Origin of the sequence: Labilibaculum euxinicum, assembly GCF_009795715.1 — a bacterium.
Taxonomy (GTDB): domain Bacteria; phylum Bacteroidota; class Bacteroidia; order Bacteroidales; family Marinifilaceae; genus Labilibaculum; species Labilibaculum euxinus.
This window is the reverse complement of the sequence record NZ_WTCR01000008.1, coordinates 143,637-160,506: the sequence shown is the minus strand read 5'-3', so window position 1 is coordinate 160,506 and position 16,870 is coordinate 143,637. Positions and strand designations below refer to the sequence as shown.

At 36.0% G+C, this 16,870-nt stretch carries 13 protein-coding genes; 8 read left to right on the top strand and 5 right to left on the bottom strand.

Features of this window, described 5'->3' with window-relative positions; all coding sequences use genetic code 11:
- Positions 1 to 747 (bottom strand): hypothetical protein, encoded by a 747-nt coding sequence (locus tag GQR60_RS12285; RefSeq protein ID WP_124993203.1) that lies wholly within the window; start codon positions 745 to 747, stop codon positions 1 to 3.
- Positions 748 to 1,002: 255 nt separating this feature from the next.
- Between GQR60_RS12285 and GQR60_RS12280 the strand changes: the two genes are divergently transcribed.
- From GQR60_RS12280 to GQR60_RS12270, 3 genes are all read left to right on the top strand, one after another.
- The gene (locus tag GQR60_RS12280; RefSeq protein ID WP_124993202.1) at positions 1,003 to 1,995 is read left to right on the top strand and encodes a lytic transglycosylase domain-containing protein; all 993 of its coding nucleotides are present in this window, start codon (positions 1,003 to 1,005) and stop codon (positions 1,993 to 1,995) included.
- A gap of 37 nt (positions 1,996 to 2,032) precedes the next feature.
- Entirely contained in the window at positions 2,033 to 4,888 is a 2,856-nt protein-coding gene (gene uvrA / locus GQR60_RS12275; protein WP_455428444.1) for an excinuclease ABC subunit UvrA, read from the top strand.
- 182 nt (positions 4,889 to 5,070) lie between these two features.
- Positions 5,071 to 6,738 (top strand): nucleoside kinase, encoded by a 1,668-nt coding sequence (locus GQR60_RS12270; protein ID WP_124993201.1) that lies wholly within the window; start codon positions 5,071 to 5,073, stop codon positions 6,736 to 6,738.
- A gap of 293 nt (positions 6,739 to 7,031) precedes the next feature.
- Here the strand turns inward: GQR60_RS12270 and smpB are convergent, their stop codons facing one another.
- From smpB to GQR60_RS12255, 3 genes are all read right to left on the bottom strand, one after another.
- The gene (gene smpB / locus GQR60_RS12265; RefSeq protein WP_124993200.1) at positions 7,032 to 7,478 is read right to left on the bottom strand and encodes an SsrA-binding protein; all 447 of its coding nucleotides are present in this window, start codon (positions 7,476 to 7,478) and stop codon (positions 7,032 to 7,034) included.
- Between the two features lie 33 nt (positions 7,479 to 7,511).
- Positions 7,512 to 8,102 (bottom strand): YIP1 family protein, encoded by a 591-nt coding sequence (locus GQR60_RS12260; RefSeq protein ID WP_124993199.1) that lies wholly within the window; start codon positions 8,100 to 8,102, stop codon positions 7,512 to 7,514.
- A gap of 101 nt (positions 8,103 to 8,203) precedes the next feature.
- Positions 8,204 to 8,776 carry a Yip1 family protein gene (locus GQR60_RS12255; RefSeq protein ID WP_124993198.1) on the bottom strand — a complete coding sequence of 191 codons (573 nt, stop codon included), beginning with the start codon at positions 8,774 to 8,776 and terminating at the stop codon, positions 8,204 to 8,206.
- 143 nt (positions 8,777 to 8,919) lie between these two features.
- Between GQR60_RS12255 and miaA the strand changes: the two genes are divergently transcribed.
- Positions 8,920 to 9,834 carry a tRNA (adenosine(37)-N6)-dimethylallyltransferase MiaA gene (gene miaA, locus GQR60_RS12250; protein WP_124993197.1) on the top strand — a complete coding sequence of 305 codons (915 nt, stop codon included), beginning with the start codon at positions 8,920 to 8,922 and terminating at the stop codon, positions 9,832 to 9,834.
- On the opposite strand, the gene GQR60_RS12245 is transcribed toward miaA, so the two are convergent.
- On the bottom strand, positions 9,831 to 10,466 hold the full coding sequence (locus tag GQR60_RS12245; protein ID WP_124993196.1) for a cysteine hydrolase family protein: 636 nt from the start codon (positions 10,464 to 10,466) through the stop codon (positions 9,831 to 9,833). The two genes, miaA and GQR60_RS12245, sit on opposite strands and share 4 nt — an antisense overlap.
- Positions 10,467 to 10,669: 203 nt before the next feature.
- On the opposite strand from GQR60_RS12245, the gene GQR60_RS12240 reads away from it, so the two are divergent.
- The 4 genes from GQR60_RS12240 to GQR60_RS12225 all read left to right on the top strand — a co-directional run bounded on the left by GQR60_RS12240 (position 10,670) and on the right by GQR60_RS12225 (position 16,853).
- Positions 10,670 to 11,734, top strand: a complete 1,065-nt coding sequence (locus tag GQR60_RS12240; protein ID WP_124993195.1) for a sensor histidine kinase — start codon at positions 10,670 to 10,672, stop codon at positions 11,732 to 11,734.
- Between the two features lie 15 nt (positions 11,735 to 11,749).
- Positions 11,750 to 12,454, top strand: a complete 705-nt coding sequence (locus GQR60_RS12235; RefSeq protein ID WP_225441409.1) for a LytR/AlgR family response regulator transcription factor — start codon at positions 11,750 to 11,752, stop codon at positions 12,452 to 12,454.
- Positions 12,455 to 12,745: 291 nt separating this feature from the next.
- Positions 12,746 to 13,579: a hypothetical protein gene (locus GQR60_RS12230; protein ID WP_124993194.1), complete on the top strand. Its 834-nt coding sequence runs from the start codon at positions 12,746 to 12,748 to the stop codon at positions 13,577 to 13,579.
- A gap of 154 nt (positions 13,580 to 13,733) precedes the next feature.
- Positions 13,734 to 16,853, top strand: coding sequence for an ATP-binding cassette domain-containing protein (locus GQR60_RS12225; RefSeq protein WP_124993193.1), 3,120 nt, complete (start codon positions 13,734 to 13,736; stop codon positions 16,851 to 16,853).
- Positions 16,854 to 16,870: the final 17 nt, after the last annotated feature.

Genomic DNA, 16,870 nt, shown 5'->3' with positions numbered 1-16,870 from the left:
TTACGGTAATTTACTGCCTGATTCTGCAAGTAATACAACAATACCTGATCCGTACACACCAATTTCCCAATAATGCCTCTTAGAGCATCCCGCAGGACAATCGCCCCAGCCATAGCTGTAAATCAGGTGAATGAAATCGGAAGTGTAATCTATAATTTCAATTTGAGATCCATCGCCTATGCATAAAGTTGATTTCGCAGAAAGTATGAAAGGGATTTTCTTCAGTTCAGAGGCCAATGCCAAATGATTAATCCCGGTTTCTGATCGATATTTGTATAGATTGTTTCCAAGGGAATCAAGACTGATGTTGTACTCGTAGATGTAATCATCCAGTTGCCTGTGATCTGAATAGCCATTACGGTACCAGGAATTGATATTAGTATTTATAGTGTCGGAGCTTAGTATGCCTTCGTGCAGTTGAACGGGGCAAAGAGTATGAATCTGATATTCTCTGATTTCATAGGCCGATTGCAGTAAAGAATCTAAAAAGACCATTTGAAGAGCTGATATGACTGGTGCTACATGCGATTCATCAATCTCGATATTGTTTAATTCCCGGGTTTCTTCATTTAAGTACAGGTTTAAACAAAGAAGTTTGGCATCGTCCAAAAGAATTTGAAAAGTTGAGTCAGAAACTCTGGAGTCCTGAATGATATCAGTAGGAAAATCGATTGTAGTTTCACCATCACATGCAACAAAGAATATGCCGGCCAAAAAGGAAGAGAGAATAAAAAGGTAGTTTTTCATTCTATTTGATTTTGGAAAAAGGTTCGTAATAGCCTTACGTGTTGTGATGCAATAGCTTATCTGTTATACAACGGATTCGAAATGAATTTGTTGCATTTTATCTGAAAAAAATGAATAAATAGTTGATTTAAATTATTTAGAATCATTCTTGATCAATGGTGGTTTTTTGATGATGTAAACAGGTGTTTTTCCGGAACATTTCTGATTGAAATACAGTAGAATCTTATACTTTTGATAACCAATAAAAAATCAGGCATGACAACATATACTTCATTAAAAAATACTTGCATTATTATCGTTATTCTGGGAGGAATCTACATGGCGGCTCAATTGTTTAATTATTCGAAGATAGATGATCCAACAACAGAGCATATTGGAAGCGAATACATGAGTAAATACAATGTATATGCTTTAAAAACACCCGATAAAATGACTTTTGCCGGTGAAAATGTACCACTGGAAAGGTGGGATGTGAAAGAATCTTTCGATAGAGAATTGTTGGTGAATACCTACTGGCAATCACAAACACTTCTCTTCATTAAAAGAGCCAATCGTTATTTTCCCATCATCGAACCCATTCTGAAAGAGCAGGGGGTACCCGATGATTTTAAATATTTGGCATTGATAGAAAGCGGTTTGGTTCCTACTGCAGAATCATCGGTAGGTGCTGTAGGGATATGGCAATTTATGAAGGGAACAGCTAAAGATTATGGTTTGGAGGTTGAAACAGAGGTGGATGAGAGATACAATGTTGAAAAATCGACCATCGCGGCCTGTAAGTATCTGAAGAAGTCGTATGATAAGTATGGAACCTGGAGTTTGGTTGCAGCATCCTACAATGCGGGCAGAAGGTTTATCGATAAACAATTGCGACTGCAGGATGCAGGGGATTATTTTGATTTGCTTTTAGGGGAAGAAACAGGTAGATATGTATTTCGTATTATGGCTATTAAACGAATAATGGAGAATACAGATGAATTTGGATTTAGATACAGGACATCCGATTTGTATCCAAATATCCCAACCCGTAAAGTGAAAGTTTCGGGAAATGTTGATGATTTTGCTGTCTTTGCAAAGGAAAACGGGGTTAATTATAAGATACTAAAGCATTTTAACCCTTGGCTTCGAAAAGCTTATCTAACAAATTTATCTAAAAAAGAGTACGAAATTACACTTCCTGCCAAAGGATATATTAATTTTGCATTTTCTGAATATAAAAGTCCTTCAGATTCTGTTGCAGTAAAGTAGCAAATTAAAGGGTGTAAAAGGAGATTGTAAATTGAGTATCAAAGACAGCAAGAATAGAAATGGGGAAGAGCGCCTGGAAACTGAAAGCATTGAGGTTTTTGGTGCCCGTGTTCATAACCTCAAAAATATAGATGTAAGCATCCCAAGGAATCAACTTTCGGTAATTACAGGATTAAGTGGAAGTGGAAAATCTTCTTTGGCTTTCGATACAATTTATGCCGAAGGTCAGAGGAGATACATAGAAACTTTTTCGGCCTATGCCAGACAGTTTTTGGGTGGAATGGAGCGTCCGGATGTAGATAAAATTACTGGTTTGAGCCCGGTGATTTCCATTGAGCAAAAAACGACCAATAAAAATCCTCGTTCCACAGTCGGAACCATTACCGAATTATATGACTTTCTTCGACTTCTTTATGCAAGAGCAGGTATAGCCTATTCTTACGAAACGGGCGAGGAAATGGTGAAGTATACCGATGAGCAGATTATCAATTTAATTCATGAAAAGTTCAGCGATAAAAGAATTCTTATTCTGGCTCCAATTGTAAAAGGCCGTAAAGGTCATTATAAAGAGTTGTTTGAGCAGATCAGGAGTAAAGGATTTCTCTATGCGCGTGTTGATGGCGAAATTGTTGAGCTGTACCATGGCTATAAAGTCGATCGATACAAAAATCATGACATTGAAGTTCTGATTGATAAGTTGGTGGTTGAGGAAGTTGGTGATAAGCGTTTAAAGGAATCTGTGCAAACCGCAATGAAACATGGAAAGGGAATTACCATGATTCTGGATAAGGATACTGATGAGGTAAGATTTTATAGTCGTTTGCTGATGTGTCCTACCACTGGAATTTCATACAATACTCCGGCACCGCATAGTTTTTCATTCAATTCTCCGCATGGAGCTTGTCCCAAGTGTAAAGGTCTGGGGCGGGTAAATGCCATCGATATGGATAAGATTATTCCGGATGCGAATTTGAGTATTCGTGAAGGTGGAATTGTTCCTTTGGGAAAATATAAAAATTCATTGATATTTTGGCAGCTCGAAGCGATTGGCCGAAAATATCATTTCGTGATGGATACGCCTATAAAAGAAATACCCGATGAGGCGCTAAGCATTATTTTGGATGGTTCCAGTGAAACATTCAAATTGGAAAATACACCATTGGGCGCATCTTCCAATTACTTTCTTAGTTTCGATGGAGTGATTAAGTACATTTCAAATCAGGAAAGTAATGTAACATCGAAAAAGGCTAAAAAATGGGCCGAGCAATTTATCATCACAAAAGTTTGCGAATCCTGTAATGGCAATCGTCTAAAAAAAGAATCCCTTCATTTTAAAATCCACGATAAAAATATCTCGGATGTATCAACGATGGATCTGGGCTTGTTGAGTGAATGGTTTCAGGATTTGGAGCAACACTTAAATGAAAAGCAACAAATAATAGCACAGGAGATATTGAAGGAAATACGGTCGCGCTTAGGCTTTCTGATTGATGTTGGGTTGGAGTATTTGTCTCTCAACAGAAGTTCTGTAACTCTTTCGGGTGGAGAATCGCAGCGCATTCGACTTGCTACCCAAATAGGTTCTCAGCTGGTTAATGTGCTCTATATTCTCGATGAGCCAAGTATCGGTTTGCATCAAAGAGACAATCAGCGACTGATTTATTCACTGCAGCAATTGCGTGATTCGGGGAATTCAGTAATTGTTGTTGAGCACGATAAGGATATGATTCTATCGGCCGATTATGTGGTTGATATGGGACCATTTGCAGGAAAGCATGGAGGAGAGGTTGTGGTTGCCGGAACGCCTGCTGATATACTAAAAGGTGGTAGTTTAACTGCTCACTACTTAAATGGCGATAAGAAAATCATCATTCCTGAAAGCAGACGGGAAGGGAATGGAAAAACAATAAGCCTGAAAGGTTGTACAGGGAATAATCTGAAAAATGTAAATATTACTTTGCCTTTGGGTAAATTTATTTGTGTTACCGGTGTTTCGGGAAGTGGCAAGTCAAGCTTGATAAACGGAACGCTGCAGCCAATTTTATCTCAGCATTTTTATCGGTCGGTTGCAGATCCTTTGCCATACGAAAAAATTAGCGGGATAAAGAATATCGACAAGGTTGTAGAGGTGAATCAATCGCCTTTAGGTCGCACACCAAGATCCAATCCGGCTACGTACACCAATTTATTTGGTGATATCAGAAAGTTATACGAGAAATTGCCGGAGTCGCAGATTCGTGGATACAAGGCCGGACGATTCTCATTCAATGTGAAAGGCGGCCGATGTGAAACCTGTCAAGGGGCTGGTGTTAGGTCTATCGAAATGAATTTTCTTCCGGATGTTTACGTGCATTGCGATGAGTGCAACGGAAAGCGTTACAACAGGGAAACTTTGGAGGTGCGTTACAAAGGAAAATCGATTGGTGATGTTCTGGATATGACCATTAATCAATCAGTGGAATTTTTTGAACACATTCCTGCTATTCAAATGAAACTGAAGGTTCTTCAGGATGTTGGATTGGGATACATAACTCTTGGACAGCCATCTACAACCCTTTCGGGAGGTGAGTCGCAAAGAGTGAAACTGGCAACAGAGCTGGCCAAAAGAGATACCGGGCAAACCATGTACATTCTCGATGAGCCAACTACGGGTTTGCATTTCGAAGATGTGAGAGTTTTGCTTGAAGTGTTGAACCGATTGGTGAATAAAGGAAATACAGTTGTAGTGATAGAGCACAATATGGATGTAATTAAAGTTGCCGATCACGTAATTGATATTGGAGTTGAAGGGGGGCGGAATGGTGGCGAAATCTTGTTTGAGGGTACACCCGAAGATTTGCTTGCATGTAAGAAATCATTTACCGCTCAGTTTTTGAAAGATGAAATGAAATAATTTACAATTGAAATTTAATGAAAACAAAAGGATCTCTAGGTGGAGATCCTTTTGTTTTCATTAAATTGGGATTGTGTGAAGCTTAACAAAAATTAACTGGACAGCTTTTAAATGTGCCATCCTAATTGTTATCTTTAAAAACAGTATAATCATAACCGGGTACATTGTAAATTTAGAATTCTATGGGAAAATTGATTGATATTTATTTTGAAGATTTAAAAGAGAAAAGATCTTACCCTATTGGCACCGATCTTCAGACAATACTTGCAGATATCAAACCACAACTTAATGGGGAAGTGCTTGGGGCAATGGTTAATAATAAGCTTAAAGAGTTAAGCTACGAAATTTACAAGCCTAAAAATGTAAAGTTTGTGGATGGAACACATCCGGATGGGCGTAGAATGTACGTCCGTTCATTGTGTTTCCTTCTTTACAAGGCAGTTCATGATTTGTATCCAAAAGCAGGTTTCAGGGTCGAGCATTCAATTTCGAATGGCTTGTATTGTCGGATAACAGATAAGAACATATTGCTTACGCCTGGTGATATTGAAAATATTAAAGAGAGAATGATTGGGATCATGGAGGCTGATCTGCCTTTTGTTCGTGAAGAAATTGAAACAGAGAAAGCAATAGAATTATTCGAAGCTCAAGGCTTGAAAGAGAAAACCAGTCTGTTTCGCACCCGGGGAAATCTATTCACATCCGTTTACCATTTAGGCGATAGTGTTGATTATTTTTATGGTTTTTTGGTTCCGTCTACAAGCAAACTGAAGGTGTTTGATTTATTGCCCTTTGCTCAGGGAATGTTGCTTATGACTCCTGGAAGAAGAAATCCGTTGGAAACGGAAACCTTTATTCCTCAGGAGAAAATGCTAAAGATATTTAGTGAATACAAACGTTGGGGAAATGTTTTAAATATTTCTAATGTTGGTGATTTGAATGGCTATGTTGAGAATAACAATATTTCAGAGCTGATAAAAATATCGGAGGCTTTGCACGAGAAGAAAATTTCTCAAATAGCAGATAAAATCAGAAAGAAAAGAAAGCATGTAAAGCTCATTTTAATTTCCGGACCTTCATCATCCGGGAAAACAACTTTTGGAAAAAGGTTAGCCATTCAGCTTAAAGTTGCTGGGTTGCATCCTGTAAATTTGTCTTTGGATAACTACTTCGTTAATCGGGAGAAAACTCCTAAAGATGAAAATGGAGAGTACGATTTTGAGGCGTTGGAATCTTTGGATGTTCGCCTGTTTAATGAGAATTTGGTCGATCTTCTGAATGGTGTAGAGGTTGAATTGCCAAAGTTTTCATTCGAAACTGGTACTCGTTATTTCGATGGGGAAAAGTTGAAAATTAATGGCAAGCAGGTTTTAGTTGTGGAAGGAATTCATGCTCTGAATCCAAAATTAACTCCTCTTATTGCCGATGATTCAAAATTTAGAATTTATATTTCTGCATTAACCTCAATTTCTATTGATGGTCATAACAGGATTCCATCAACAGATAACCGTCTGATTCGCAGGATTGTTCGGGATCATAAATATCGAAATTACAGTGCTTTTGATACGATTAGTCGCTGGCCGAGTGTTAGGCGTGGTGAAGAAAAAAATATTTTCCCGTATCAGGAAGAGGCTGATGTGATGTTTAATTCAGCTCTTCAGTACGAATTGGGTGTTTTAAAGAGATATGCAGAACCAATATTGAAAGAGATTCAGCCCAATCAGGCAGAATATTCGGAAGCAAACAGACTATTAAAGTTCTTTAGTTACTTTCTTCCAATTAGCGATGCTGAAATACCTCCTACTTCCTTAATGAGAGAGTTTCTAGGTGGAAGTACTTTTGAATATTAGTTTGTTGATAACTTTTTGCCTGTTCATATTCATTCCTGTTTTAGTTGTTAATATCCTTACTGACTAAAACGGGAATTTTTAGTTGTTAACAATTATATTGATCTAAAATAGGGGCGTTTGGAAGTTATTAACAATTAATCAACACTGTTGATAACTTGTTAATACTCCGTTGAAAAGTAAGAAAATGGATTTTGTCTGGGTTTTTAGAACCGGGGTGCAAATATAGGATAAAAAGAAGGAGTTCTGGAAGGAAATATCTTGTTTTTTTAATAAAAATTGATGCGTTGAGCTAACTACCTCTTCATCATACGGTCTATCTCAATTTTGTGATCGCGTTGTTTTAAACTTTCCCTTTTGTCGTAGTGTTTTTTTCCTCTGCAAAGCGCAATTTCCATTTTTGCAAAACCTTTTTCGTTCAGGAAAATTCTCAAAGGAACAATGGTTAAACCACTTTCTTTAGTTTTTCGATCCAATTTATCCAATTCTTTTCGGTTAAGAAGGAGTTTTCGTTCCCTTTTTTCTTCGTGATTATAATATGAACCAAATTTGTATTCGGAAATGTGCATTTCTTTTACGTAAAGTTCATTTGCGTTAAAGTAGCAAAAGGAGTCTCCTATGTTTGCTTTCCCTGCACGTATGGACTTGATTTCGGTTCCAAATAGTTGAATTCCTGCTACAAAGGTTTCGATGAATTCGTATTCGAAGCTTGCTTTTTTATTTCTGATATTTATTTTCTGCATTGTAAATTCTTTATTGCCCGACAAATTTACGATTTAAATTGTAACCGGAAGCGTGAAAATAACGGAAAACATTCGTTCAAAGATTAGTGGGAGAACTAAAATAAGCAAACAGGCTACAATTGTAAAGCCGGGTTTTTTATTTTCGGCTATAGGAAGCAGAGGTGATATTCCCAACCATAAAACACGAATAAAATACAATTCAAAAACCAGACATATCTGATTAAGAAAAGAGTAAGGTGAAAATAATTTTGCAAAACTGTGAAATAAGCAGAAAACTGCTCCACTGTATACAATTAGTTGATAGATAGTTGATGTCTTAATTTGTAATTGGAAGTTAGGAGCCAATAGTTCAATCATTTTTCCGGCCGTTAAAAACCCCAGGTTTAAGGAAATAAAAGAAACAACAAATTGAGAAATTCCAATGCTAAGACTTCCTGTGTGGATGAAAGCTCCGATGGAAGAAAGAAGCGAACTGACGGCAATTACCGGAAATGCAAAATATATAAAAATAGATTTCACATTGGGTGTTTCCAGAGCAATAGCTTCCCACTCCTTTTTTGGTTCAATAAGCAGATTAAGCCATCTGGAGAAAGAGTATATAGTATTTTGTATGCGAAAATTCATTACTGTAATTTCTTAATATTGATTGATATCAAAATTAAACAAGCTTTTTTAATTTGCTGTACTTTTTTGCAAAATTGTAGGCTTCTGTTACAGCTATTTTATTAAAATCCCATAAGGCTGGCTATTCCAATAAAAAAAGCCCCTAAAACGGCATATATAGAAAGTAAACCAATCAGTATAAATGTAAAATAACCCGATTTTTTATCATCAGGAATAGATAGTATGGGAGATATTCCTTTGTATAGGATGTAAAAGCTAAAAAGGCTTAAAATGGTCAGGTAATTTATTGTGGGAAATAAAAATGCCAGTGAATTGAATAAAATACCAGGGATAAAGGAGAAACCAATAAGAGTGAAAGCTCGGTTAAATCTATCCTTTTTATCTTCGAATTGTGCAAATTTACTAACAAGAAGTGTGGAAATGTAGATGGATAGAATGGAAAATAAAAATGTGGCACTTGCCGAAAATAAGTGCATATTAATATGTTGAGATGGATTTTGATCGAACAATTGATAACCTGAAAAATTACAAATGGCCATTAAGAATAGTAAGGGGAGCAAAAGGCTTAAGAATAATTGTTTTGGACTGTGGTCTTCAGTTGAGATTGATTTCCAGGTTTGTTCCGGCTGAATAAAAAGGAGTAGACTGTGTTTGTATGCACTTAGGTTTGTCATATTGAATGGAGTTATTGGTGAATTCAAAAAACTTAAAGTAATTTTACTGCGTAGTTTACATACACAGTCTTGTCTTATTGTAAGATAAACATTATCCGGATGAACAAAAACAGATCGTTTTAAGTTCGGAAAAAATATTTAAGATGCAGAATAACTTATTAGTTGTACTAGGAGCAACCGCTACTGGAAAAACAAGTCTGGCTGTAAAGTTGGCAAAGGAATTTAACGGCGAAATCATTAGTGCCGATTCGCGTCAGATTTACCGTGGAATGGATTTGGGTACCGGTAAAGATCTTGATGAATATATTTTGGATGGAACTCCAATTCCTTATCATTTGATTGACATTGCTGATGCAGGGTATAAATACAATGTTTATGAATTTCAGCAGGATTTTGTAAAGGCTTTTGAGCAGATTACCGCAAAAAAGAAAATGCCTGTTGTTTGCGGAGGAACGGGAATGTATTTGGAGGCAGCCTTGAAAGGTTATAAGCTGATTGCAGTTCCAAAAGATCAGGCCTTTCGGGATACAATGCTTGATAAATCGCTCGATGAATTAGGTACCATTCTTCGCTCTTACAAAGAAGTGCACAATAATTCTGATTTGGAAACTCAGAAGCGGGCAATTCGTGCTATCGAAATAGAACGCTATTATGCCTCACATCCGGAAATTGAAATGGATTATCCGGAGCTGAATCCATTGCTGATAGGAATTAAGTTCGATCGTGAAATTAGACGGGAGAGAATTACTCAGCGCTTAAAAGAGCGGTTAAAATCAGGAATGGTTGAAGAAGTTCAGGCGTTGATGCAATCAGGAGTTTCGGCTGAAGATCTGATATATTATGGGTTGGAATATAAATTTTTAACACAGTATGTTGTTGGCGATTTAACCTACAATGAAATGTTTAATGGTTTGGAAGTGGCAATTCATCAATTTGCCAAGCGCCAAATGACCTGGTTTCGAAAAATGGAACGCAGTGGCTCAAATATCCATTGGCTGGATGGTTTTATGCCCTTAGAGGAGAAAGTGCAAAAAGTAAAAGAACTGGCAGCTCTTTAATTCAGGTGTTTCTCAATTTCTGAGAATGTGATTCTTTTAACCTTTAATTTATCCCACTTGGAAAAGGGGAGGGGAATATTTGGTAATTCTTTAATTGCGTCCTCAATTACATAAACCGAAATGCCGCGTTTGGCTAAGCCAACAACAGCACAGTCTACACAAACATTGGTTGTAACGCCATACACAAAAACTTTTTTAGGTGCAATTAGTTCCAGTAATGCATTCGTGTTTTTATTTCCTTGAAATACATCGAAAGCATCTTTTCGAATTACAATATTTCTATTGATGATAAAATCACGGATATCTTTTTCTGAATACTTATTATTCCAAAATACTTCTGAAAATGGAGTTTCTGGTATTGTTTCGCTCACGTATTCGGCTCCGGAGGTATTGGCCATACAATGTGGTGGAAAACTTGTAATGAAATCAGGCTTGTTGGATAATTCTTTTGAATTGGCATAATGAAAATCAGCAGTGTTAACTACCTGAATATTATTGCTTTTTGCAAAAGCAGTTATTTGCTTTAGAATAGGTTTAATTTGCTCAGCACCTGGAACATATAGTTTCCCTGATGCACTCATGAAATCAAATTGAGTGTCAACATTCCAAAATAAAATATCTTTTGCAAACATAGCTGGCTCTTTTATTTAGATTTGTATTTACTACAATATTACAACAGCATAGAAAGATATCAAAATCAAAACATTAATTATTCGGGTAAGACATCTGAAAATTATCACCTTTTAACGGGAGAATTGCATGTAACAACGAATAATTTTCACTCCTTATTAATTCTTTTCTATTTTAATTTTGAAATTCATAGTTGAGAATATTTATGACTAACATAAAAAAGATATCACCTAGCCGGATTGCTTATCATATATTGTTTTGGGTGCTTGCCTTTACGTTTTGGCTGTTCACCATGTTTGTGGCAAGTAATTTTAAAAATATACTAAGATTAGAACCTGTCTTAATGACATTTGTGTTCAATCTGTGTTTTGCTGCTGCGGTTTACTTTAATCTGCTTATTTTGATTCCATTGCTGTTTAAGAGGCAACGGTTTTTTCCGTATGTTATTTCCTTGTTGGGAGTGATTTCTTTGGCGGCTTTTTTTATTGATTTTTTGTTGGTTTATCCTTTAGGACGATTTGTGCAGGGTGAACAGTTTTTCGAGGAGTTGACTTTTGTTGTATGGTTTAATTTTGCATTTTTTACATTTATTTATGTTGGGGTTACAAGCTTTTTATCCTTAATGAGGGAGTGGTTTGTTTTGCAAAAAATATCATTTCAATTAAAAGATATTGAAAAGGAAAAATTAGAAGCAGAACTGAAGGCACTAAAGGCTCAGATAAATCCACATTTTCTGTTTAATACACTAAATAACATTTATTCTCTTACGCTTGATAAGTCGGATAAAGCGCCCGGTTTGGTGTTAAAGTTATCCGATTTAATGCGGTATATTTTGTACGATTGTAATGACCGTTACGTTTTGTTGGAGAAAGAGCTGGAGTTTATAAAGAATTATCTGGATTTACAGAAAATTAGATTGGATGATAGTATTCCAGTAAAAATGGAAGTGAAAGGTGATGCAGCAAGAAGCAAAATTGCACCTCTGTTGTTCGAGCCTCTTATCGAAAATGCATTTAAGCATGGTTCTTACGGAAGGAATAATGGTGGTTTTGTAAATATTCTCTTTAATTTTGAAGATAAGAATCATATTGAATTGTCAATAGAGAACCGATCGGAGAATGGTTGGAATAAAGAGAATGAAAAGAATGGTGGTATTGGAATAAAAAATGTAATTCGTCGGTTGGAGTTGCTGTATCCTGAAAAACACCGGCTGGAAATTAAAGATGAGAATGACCTTTTTAAGATTAGCTTGCAAATTGATTTGTCCTAACTAAGTTTAGATTCTATGAAGTTGAAATGTTTAATAGTTGATGATGAGCCGTTAGCGCAGCGGGTTTTAGAAAAATATATTTCTGAACTACCTGGGCTTGAGTTAAAAGGGAAATGCAGTGATGCTATTGAGGCAATGGAAGTTTTGCAGGAGCAAGAGGTCGACCTTATTTTTCTGGATATTAATATGCCTCGCTTGAGTGGTATTAATTTTCTGAAAACCTATAAAAATCCACCCATGGTAGTGATTACAACGGCTTACACGGAGTATGCTTTGGAGAGTTATGAGCTGAATGTATTGGATTATCTGAAAAAACCTTTTTCATTTGAACGATTTTTACAGGCGGTTCAAAAAGCAGAGGAAAGAGTTAAAGGTGTGGCGGAACCGCAGGAAACAGATAAGGACGAGCGGGAATTTATTTTTGTTAAGGCTAATAAGAAAACCATTAATATTAGTCTCGACTCAATTTTATATGTTGAAGCTTTGGGCGATTATGTTAAGATTTTCACAAAGGAAGGACATGTTGTAACCTATCAATCACTGAAAGGAATTGAGCGTTTGTTACCATCAAATAAATTTTATCGGATTCATAAATCTTACATCGTATCCTTATCTAAAATTATATCGATAGAAGGAAACATGGTACATATGGAAAAGAGTACGATTCCAATTGGAAATAATTACAAACAGAGTTTCTTTCAAAGAATACATCCGGCATAATATTATAATCAAGTTCTGTTTTTCAAGAGGTCCTGTGGAATTTTTTTACAGGATCTCTTTTTGTGTGTAAAGCTGTGTTTGTATCTGATTGATTCGCAGTAAAAATGAAGTGTGTATTGTTCTGGAATAAGAGATGGGTTTAAACTTATAATTTCTACTATGTTTGAAGCATGGAAAACTGGAATTAAGAAGTGTAAATATATTGGGGATTTCATGCTTGTAATTCGCTCCCTTTTTGTTAAATTTAGACCTGAAAAAGTTGAATTTTAGATTTAAAAAAATTGAAAATCCATGAAAAAACTGACTAATTGCCGTTATATTGCTTTTCTTGTAGTAGTTGTCTTTGCTTTTAACTTTGTTGGCTGTAAGCCAGTTGATAAAAAGAATACTGAAGGGCAGACTGTGAAGCCTTTATTAAAGAAAGCAATTGAAAAAGAGGTGAAAGATGTAGTTTATCCTCTTCCAACCACTTTTGAGTTGACCTCGATGTTGAATCGTATTGGTGCTGATTATATATTAGGCCTTTCTAATTCATCAGAGAATGCTGATAAATATTTTACTGAAAAAGCCAGAGCCTTGAATCTTGGTGTGTATAGTGCAGATTTGAGTTATGCAAGTACATATCAGCGCAAGCAGGAAACAATGTTGTTTTTGAAAGCATCTAAAGCTTTAATTGATAATCTGGAAATTACCAGTGCTTACAATGAAACTCTTGTGGAAGAGGTTGAAAAGAATTTGGATGATAAAGATCAGTTGGTGAAAATAATCACAAATTCGTTTTACGATACTTATGAGTTTTTAAATAAGAATGCCAAAGGTAATCTATCATTAATGGTTGTTAGCGGTAGTTTTATTGAGGGATTGTATATTGCAACTCATATTTCTGAGAATACTTATTCTAATCCGGAAATTGTAAAAGTAATTTTTGATCAAAAAGAAGTTTTGGAGAAATTGCTGTCGGTATTGGAACCTGAGGCTAAGGATCCTAATATTGATTCTTTATTGATAGAATTAAATGGACTTAAACTTAGCTATGATAAGATTGTTGATGGAAGTATGGATGAAGAACAGCTTAAGGAAATTACCACTAGTGTTGCTAAACTTAGAGATTCTATCGTTCAGTAATTGTTCGATGTAACAAGATATGTGACTGCCTTTCGTTTCGGAAGGCAGTTTTTTTATGCCAAGATCATTGGTTCAACTATCCTTTTGTTTACGAAATAAATTGTATTTTTAAAATTAGTCTGGTAAAGGCAAACCATAAATTCTGAGAAAGTAAATGGGGGAATCGATTTTAAATGCACTAATGCACCTTTTTGCCATTGTTGCCAATGCCAAAGAAGAAGGTGTTTCGCGGGAAGGGAAAGTAATTGTAGAAGGTTTTTTGAATCGCTATGTGAATTTCGAACTCCAGGTTGAGTATCTGCGATTATTTGAGAACTATTCTGAATTCTATCGTCGTGAGATGGAGTATCAGGCAAGTGTGCATTCTCAGCAAGCCAATATTCTTTCATTAACAGAGGCCTCCAAGGTTTGCACCAAGATAAAAGCAGAATTGGTTCAGGAAGAACGTTTGATTGTTTTGCTGCGTTTGCTGGAATTTGTTTATGAAGACAAGATTGTCAGCGAAAATGAATTTGAGTTTATTAGTATTGTTGCGGAAAGCTTTAAAATACCCAGATCTGAATTTATCAATTGCCTTGCTTTTGTTTGGGGTGATACGCTCGATAAATTCGACAAAAGTAAGTTCCTGATCATCGATAATAAGGTGACAGAGTGGTCCGAGAATCTGTCTTGGTTCATGAAGAAAGATGTAAAAAAGACAGAAAACGATTTTAAGCATTTGTTCTGTGATAACTTGTATGGAAGAATTGTTGTTATGTTTGCGCAAAGTGTGAACTTGCTGGTATTCAAATACGAGGGAGAGCTAAATCTTTATCTGGAGGGAAACAAAATAAAGCCGGATAAAACTTACCAGTTAAGTAATGGTTCCATAATTAAAGGACCCAATATTAAATCAATTTATTTCTCGGATATTGCCGGTAAATTTTTGAAGGAAGAGTCGCAGCAGAAAATAATATTTTCGGCTAAGGAAATTGAATTTAAGTTCAGAAACTCAAATAATGGAATACACAAATTTAATATTTCGGAAGAGAGCGGACAGCTGATTGGTATAATGGGAGGCAGTGGTGTTGGTAAGTCCACATTACTGAATGTTTTGAACGGAAATTTGACTTTAAATCACGGTGAAATTCGGATTAATGATTACGATATTCATAGAAATAGATTGGCAGTTCAGGGATTGATTGGTTTTGTTCCGCAAGACGATTTATTGATTGAGGAATTGAGTGTTTTTCAAAATCTGTATTATAACGCCAAGTTATGTTTTAAGGATTACAGTGAAATTCAAATCTTGAAAAAAGTATTGAAGATACTTCAGGATTTGGATTTGTATGAGGTGCGGGATCTTAAGGTTGGGAATCCATTGAATAAATTTATTAGCGGCGGACAGCGGAAAAGGATAAATATCGGTTTGGAGCTGATGAGGGAGCCTGCTATTTTATTGGTAGACGAACCTACATCCGGCTTGTCTTCTACCGATTCGGAAATGGTTATGAATCTGCTCAAGAGGCAAACGTTAAAGGGCAAATTGGTAATTGCCAATATTCATCAACCCTCGTCGGGAATATTTAAAATGTTCGATAAGCTTTGGATTCTCGATCGGGGTGGTTATCCTATTTATAACGGCAATCCTATTGATGCAATTGTTTACTTCAAGACTCAGAATTCGCAGGTAAATGCTTCTGAGAGTGAGTGTGTAACTTGTGGAAATGTAAATCCTGAACAGATATTGCAGATTGTTGAAACCAAATTAATTGATGATCAGGGAAAACCAACTCGCGAGAGACGAATTCTTCCTGTGGAGTGGTATCAGAAATACAAGGACAATATAGAAGCCAATCATTTGCCCTTGCGTGCCGATAAAAAATTACCACAAAGTGATTTTAAGATTCCAGGAAAATTAAAGCAATTTTCAATTTTCTGGATTCGGAATGTTCTTTCGAAATTAACCAACAAACAATACCTGATTATTAATCTGTTTGAGGCACCATTGCTTGCAGTGATATTAGGTTATTTCACGAAATACACTACCGACGCAGGATATGTATTTGGTGAAAATAAAAATTTTCCGGTTTTTCTGTTCATGTCGGTTGTGGTTTCTATGTTTTTGGGATTAACCGTAAGTGCAGAAGAAATTATTCGGGACAAAAGGATTTTACAACGGGAGAAATTTCTGAACTTATGCAGGCTAAGTTATCTCAGCTCTAAAATCATCTTCTTATTTATTCTCTCTGCAATTCAGTCTTTATCTTTTGTATTGGTTGGCAACTATATTTTGGAGGTTGAAGGAATGCTTTTTTCCTATTGGTTGGTATTGTTCACAACGTCATGCTTTTCGAACATGATCGGATTAAACATTTCAGCAGGATTGAATTCTGTGATTACTATTTACATACTGATTCCTTTGATTCTGGTTCCTCAGCTCTTGTTGGGCGGGGCAATGATTAAATTTGATGATTTGCATGCCGGGATTACCGATAAGATTTACGTTCCAATTGTTGGCGATTTTATGACTACGCGCTGGGCTTACGAAGCTTTAGCAGTTACTCAGTTTAAAGACAATAAATTTGAGAAACACTTTTTTGAGTTTGATAAAGGAATTAGTGACGCTTCTTTTAAAAGTTCATTTTTGATTCCTAAAATTGAATCTGTTTTGCTGGAATGCGAACGAAGTATCGAGTTTGAAAAAAACTCAGACGATACGGAGGCTCAATTTGATATGCTTCGAAATGAGATTTCTCAATTGGGAAGAGAAGCAGGAATCAATATTTTCCCTGAGTTAAAGGAGTTGAATGTTCACGATTTTAATTTAAATGTTGCCGAACAAACCAAGAGTTTTTTGGATAAGGTAAAGCTATACTATTTGGGTTTGGCAAGCGAGTCTGGTTATAAAAAAGACTTTGAGTATTCCCGTTTGGTCGATTCTTTGGGGCGCGATGGTGTTTATGAGTTTAAGCAAAAATATTACAATACCGGTTTGGCTGATTTGGTTTTGAATAAAACGGAAATTAATAAAATGATTGAAGTAGATGATCAATTGATTCAAAAGAAAGATCCTATTTTAATGTATCCGGATTCGAGATTTGGACGTTCTCATTTTTATTCTCCGGTGAAACGAATCGGCAATTTTTATATCGATACATTCTGGTTCAATCTTGCTGTAGTTTGGCTGGGAACCGGTTTCTTGTTTCTATGCTTATGGTCTGATGTTTTAAGAAAAGTAATGAACTACATCGAAGGTATTAAGCTGGTTCATAAAGAGAAAAAAAGGAAGTAGTACTTAATTCGAATCGG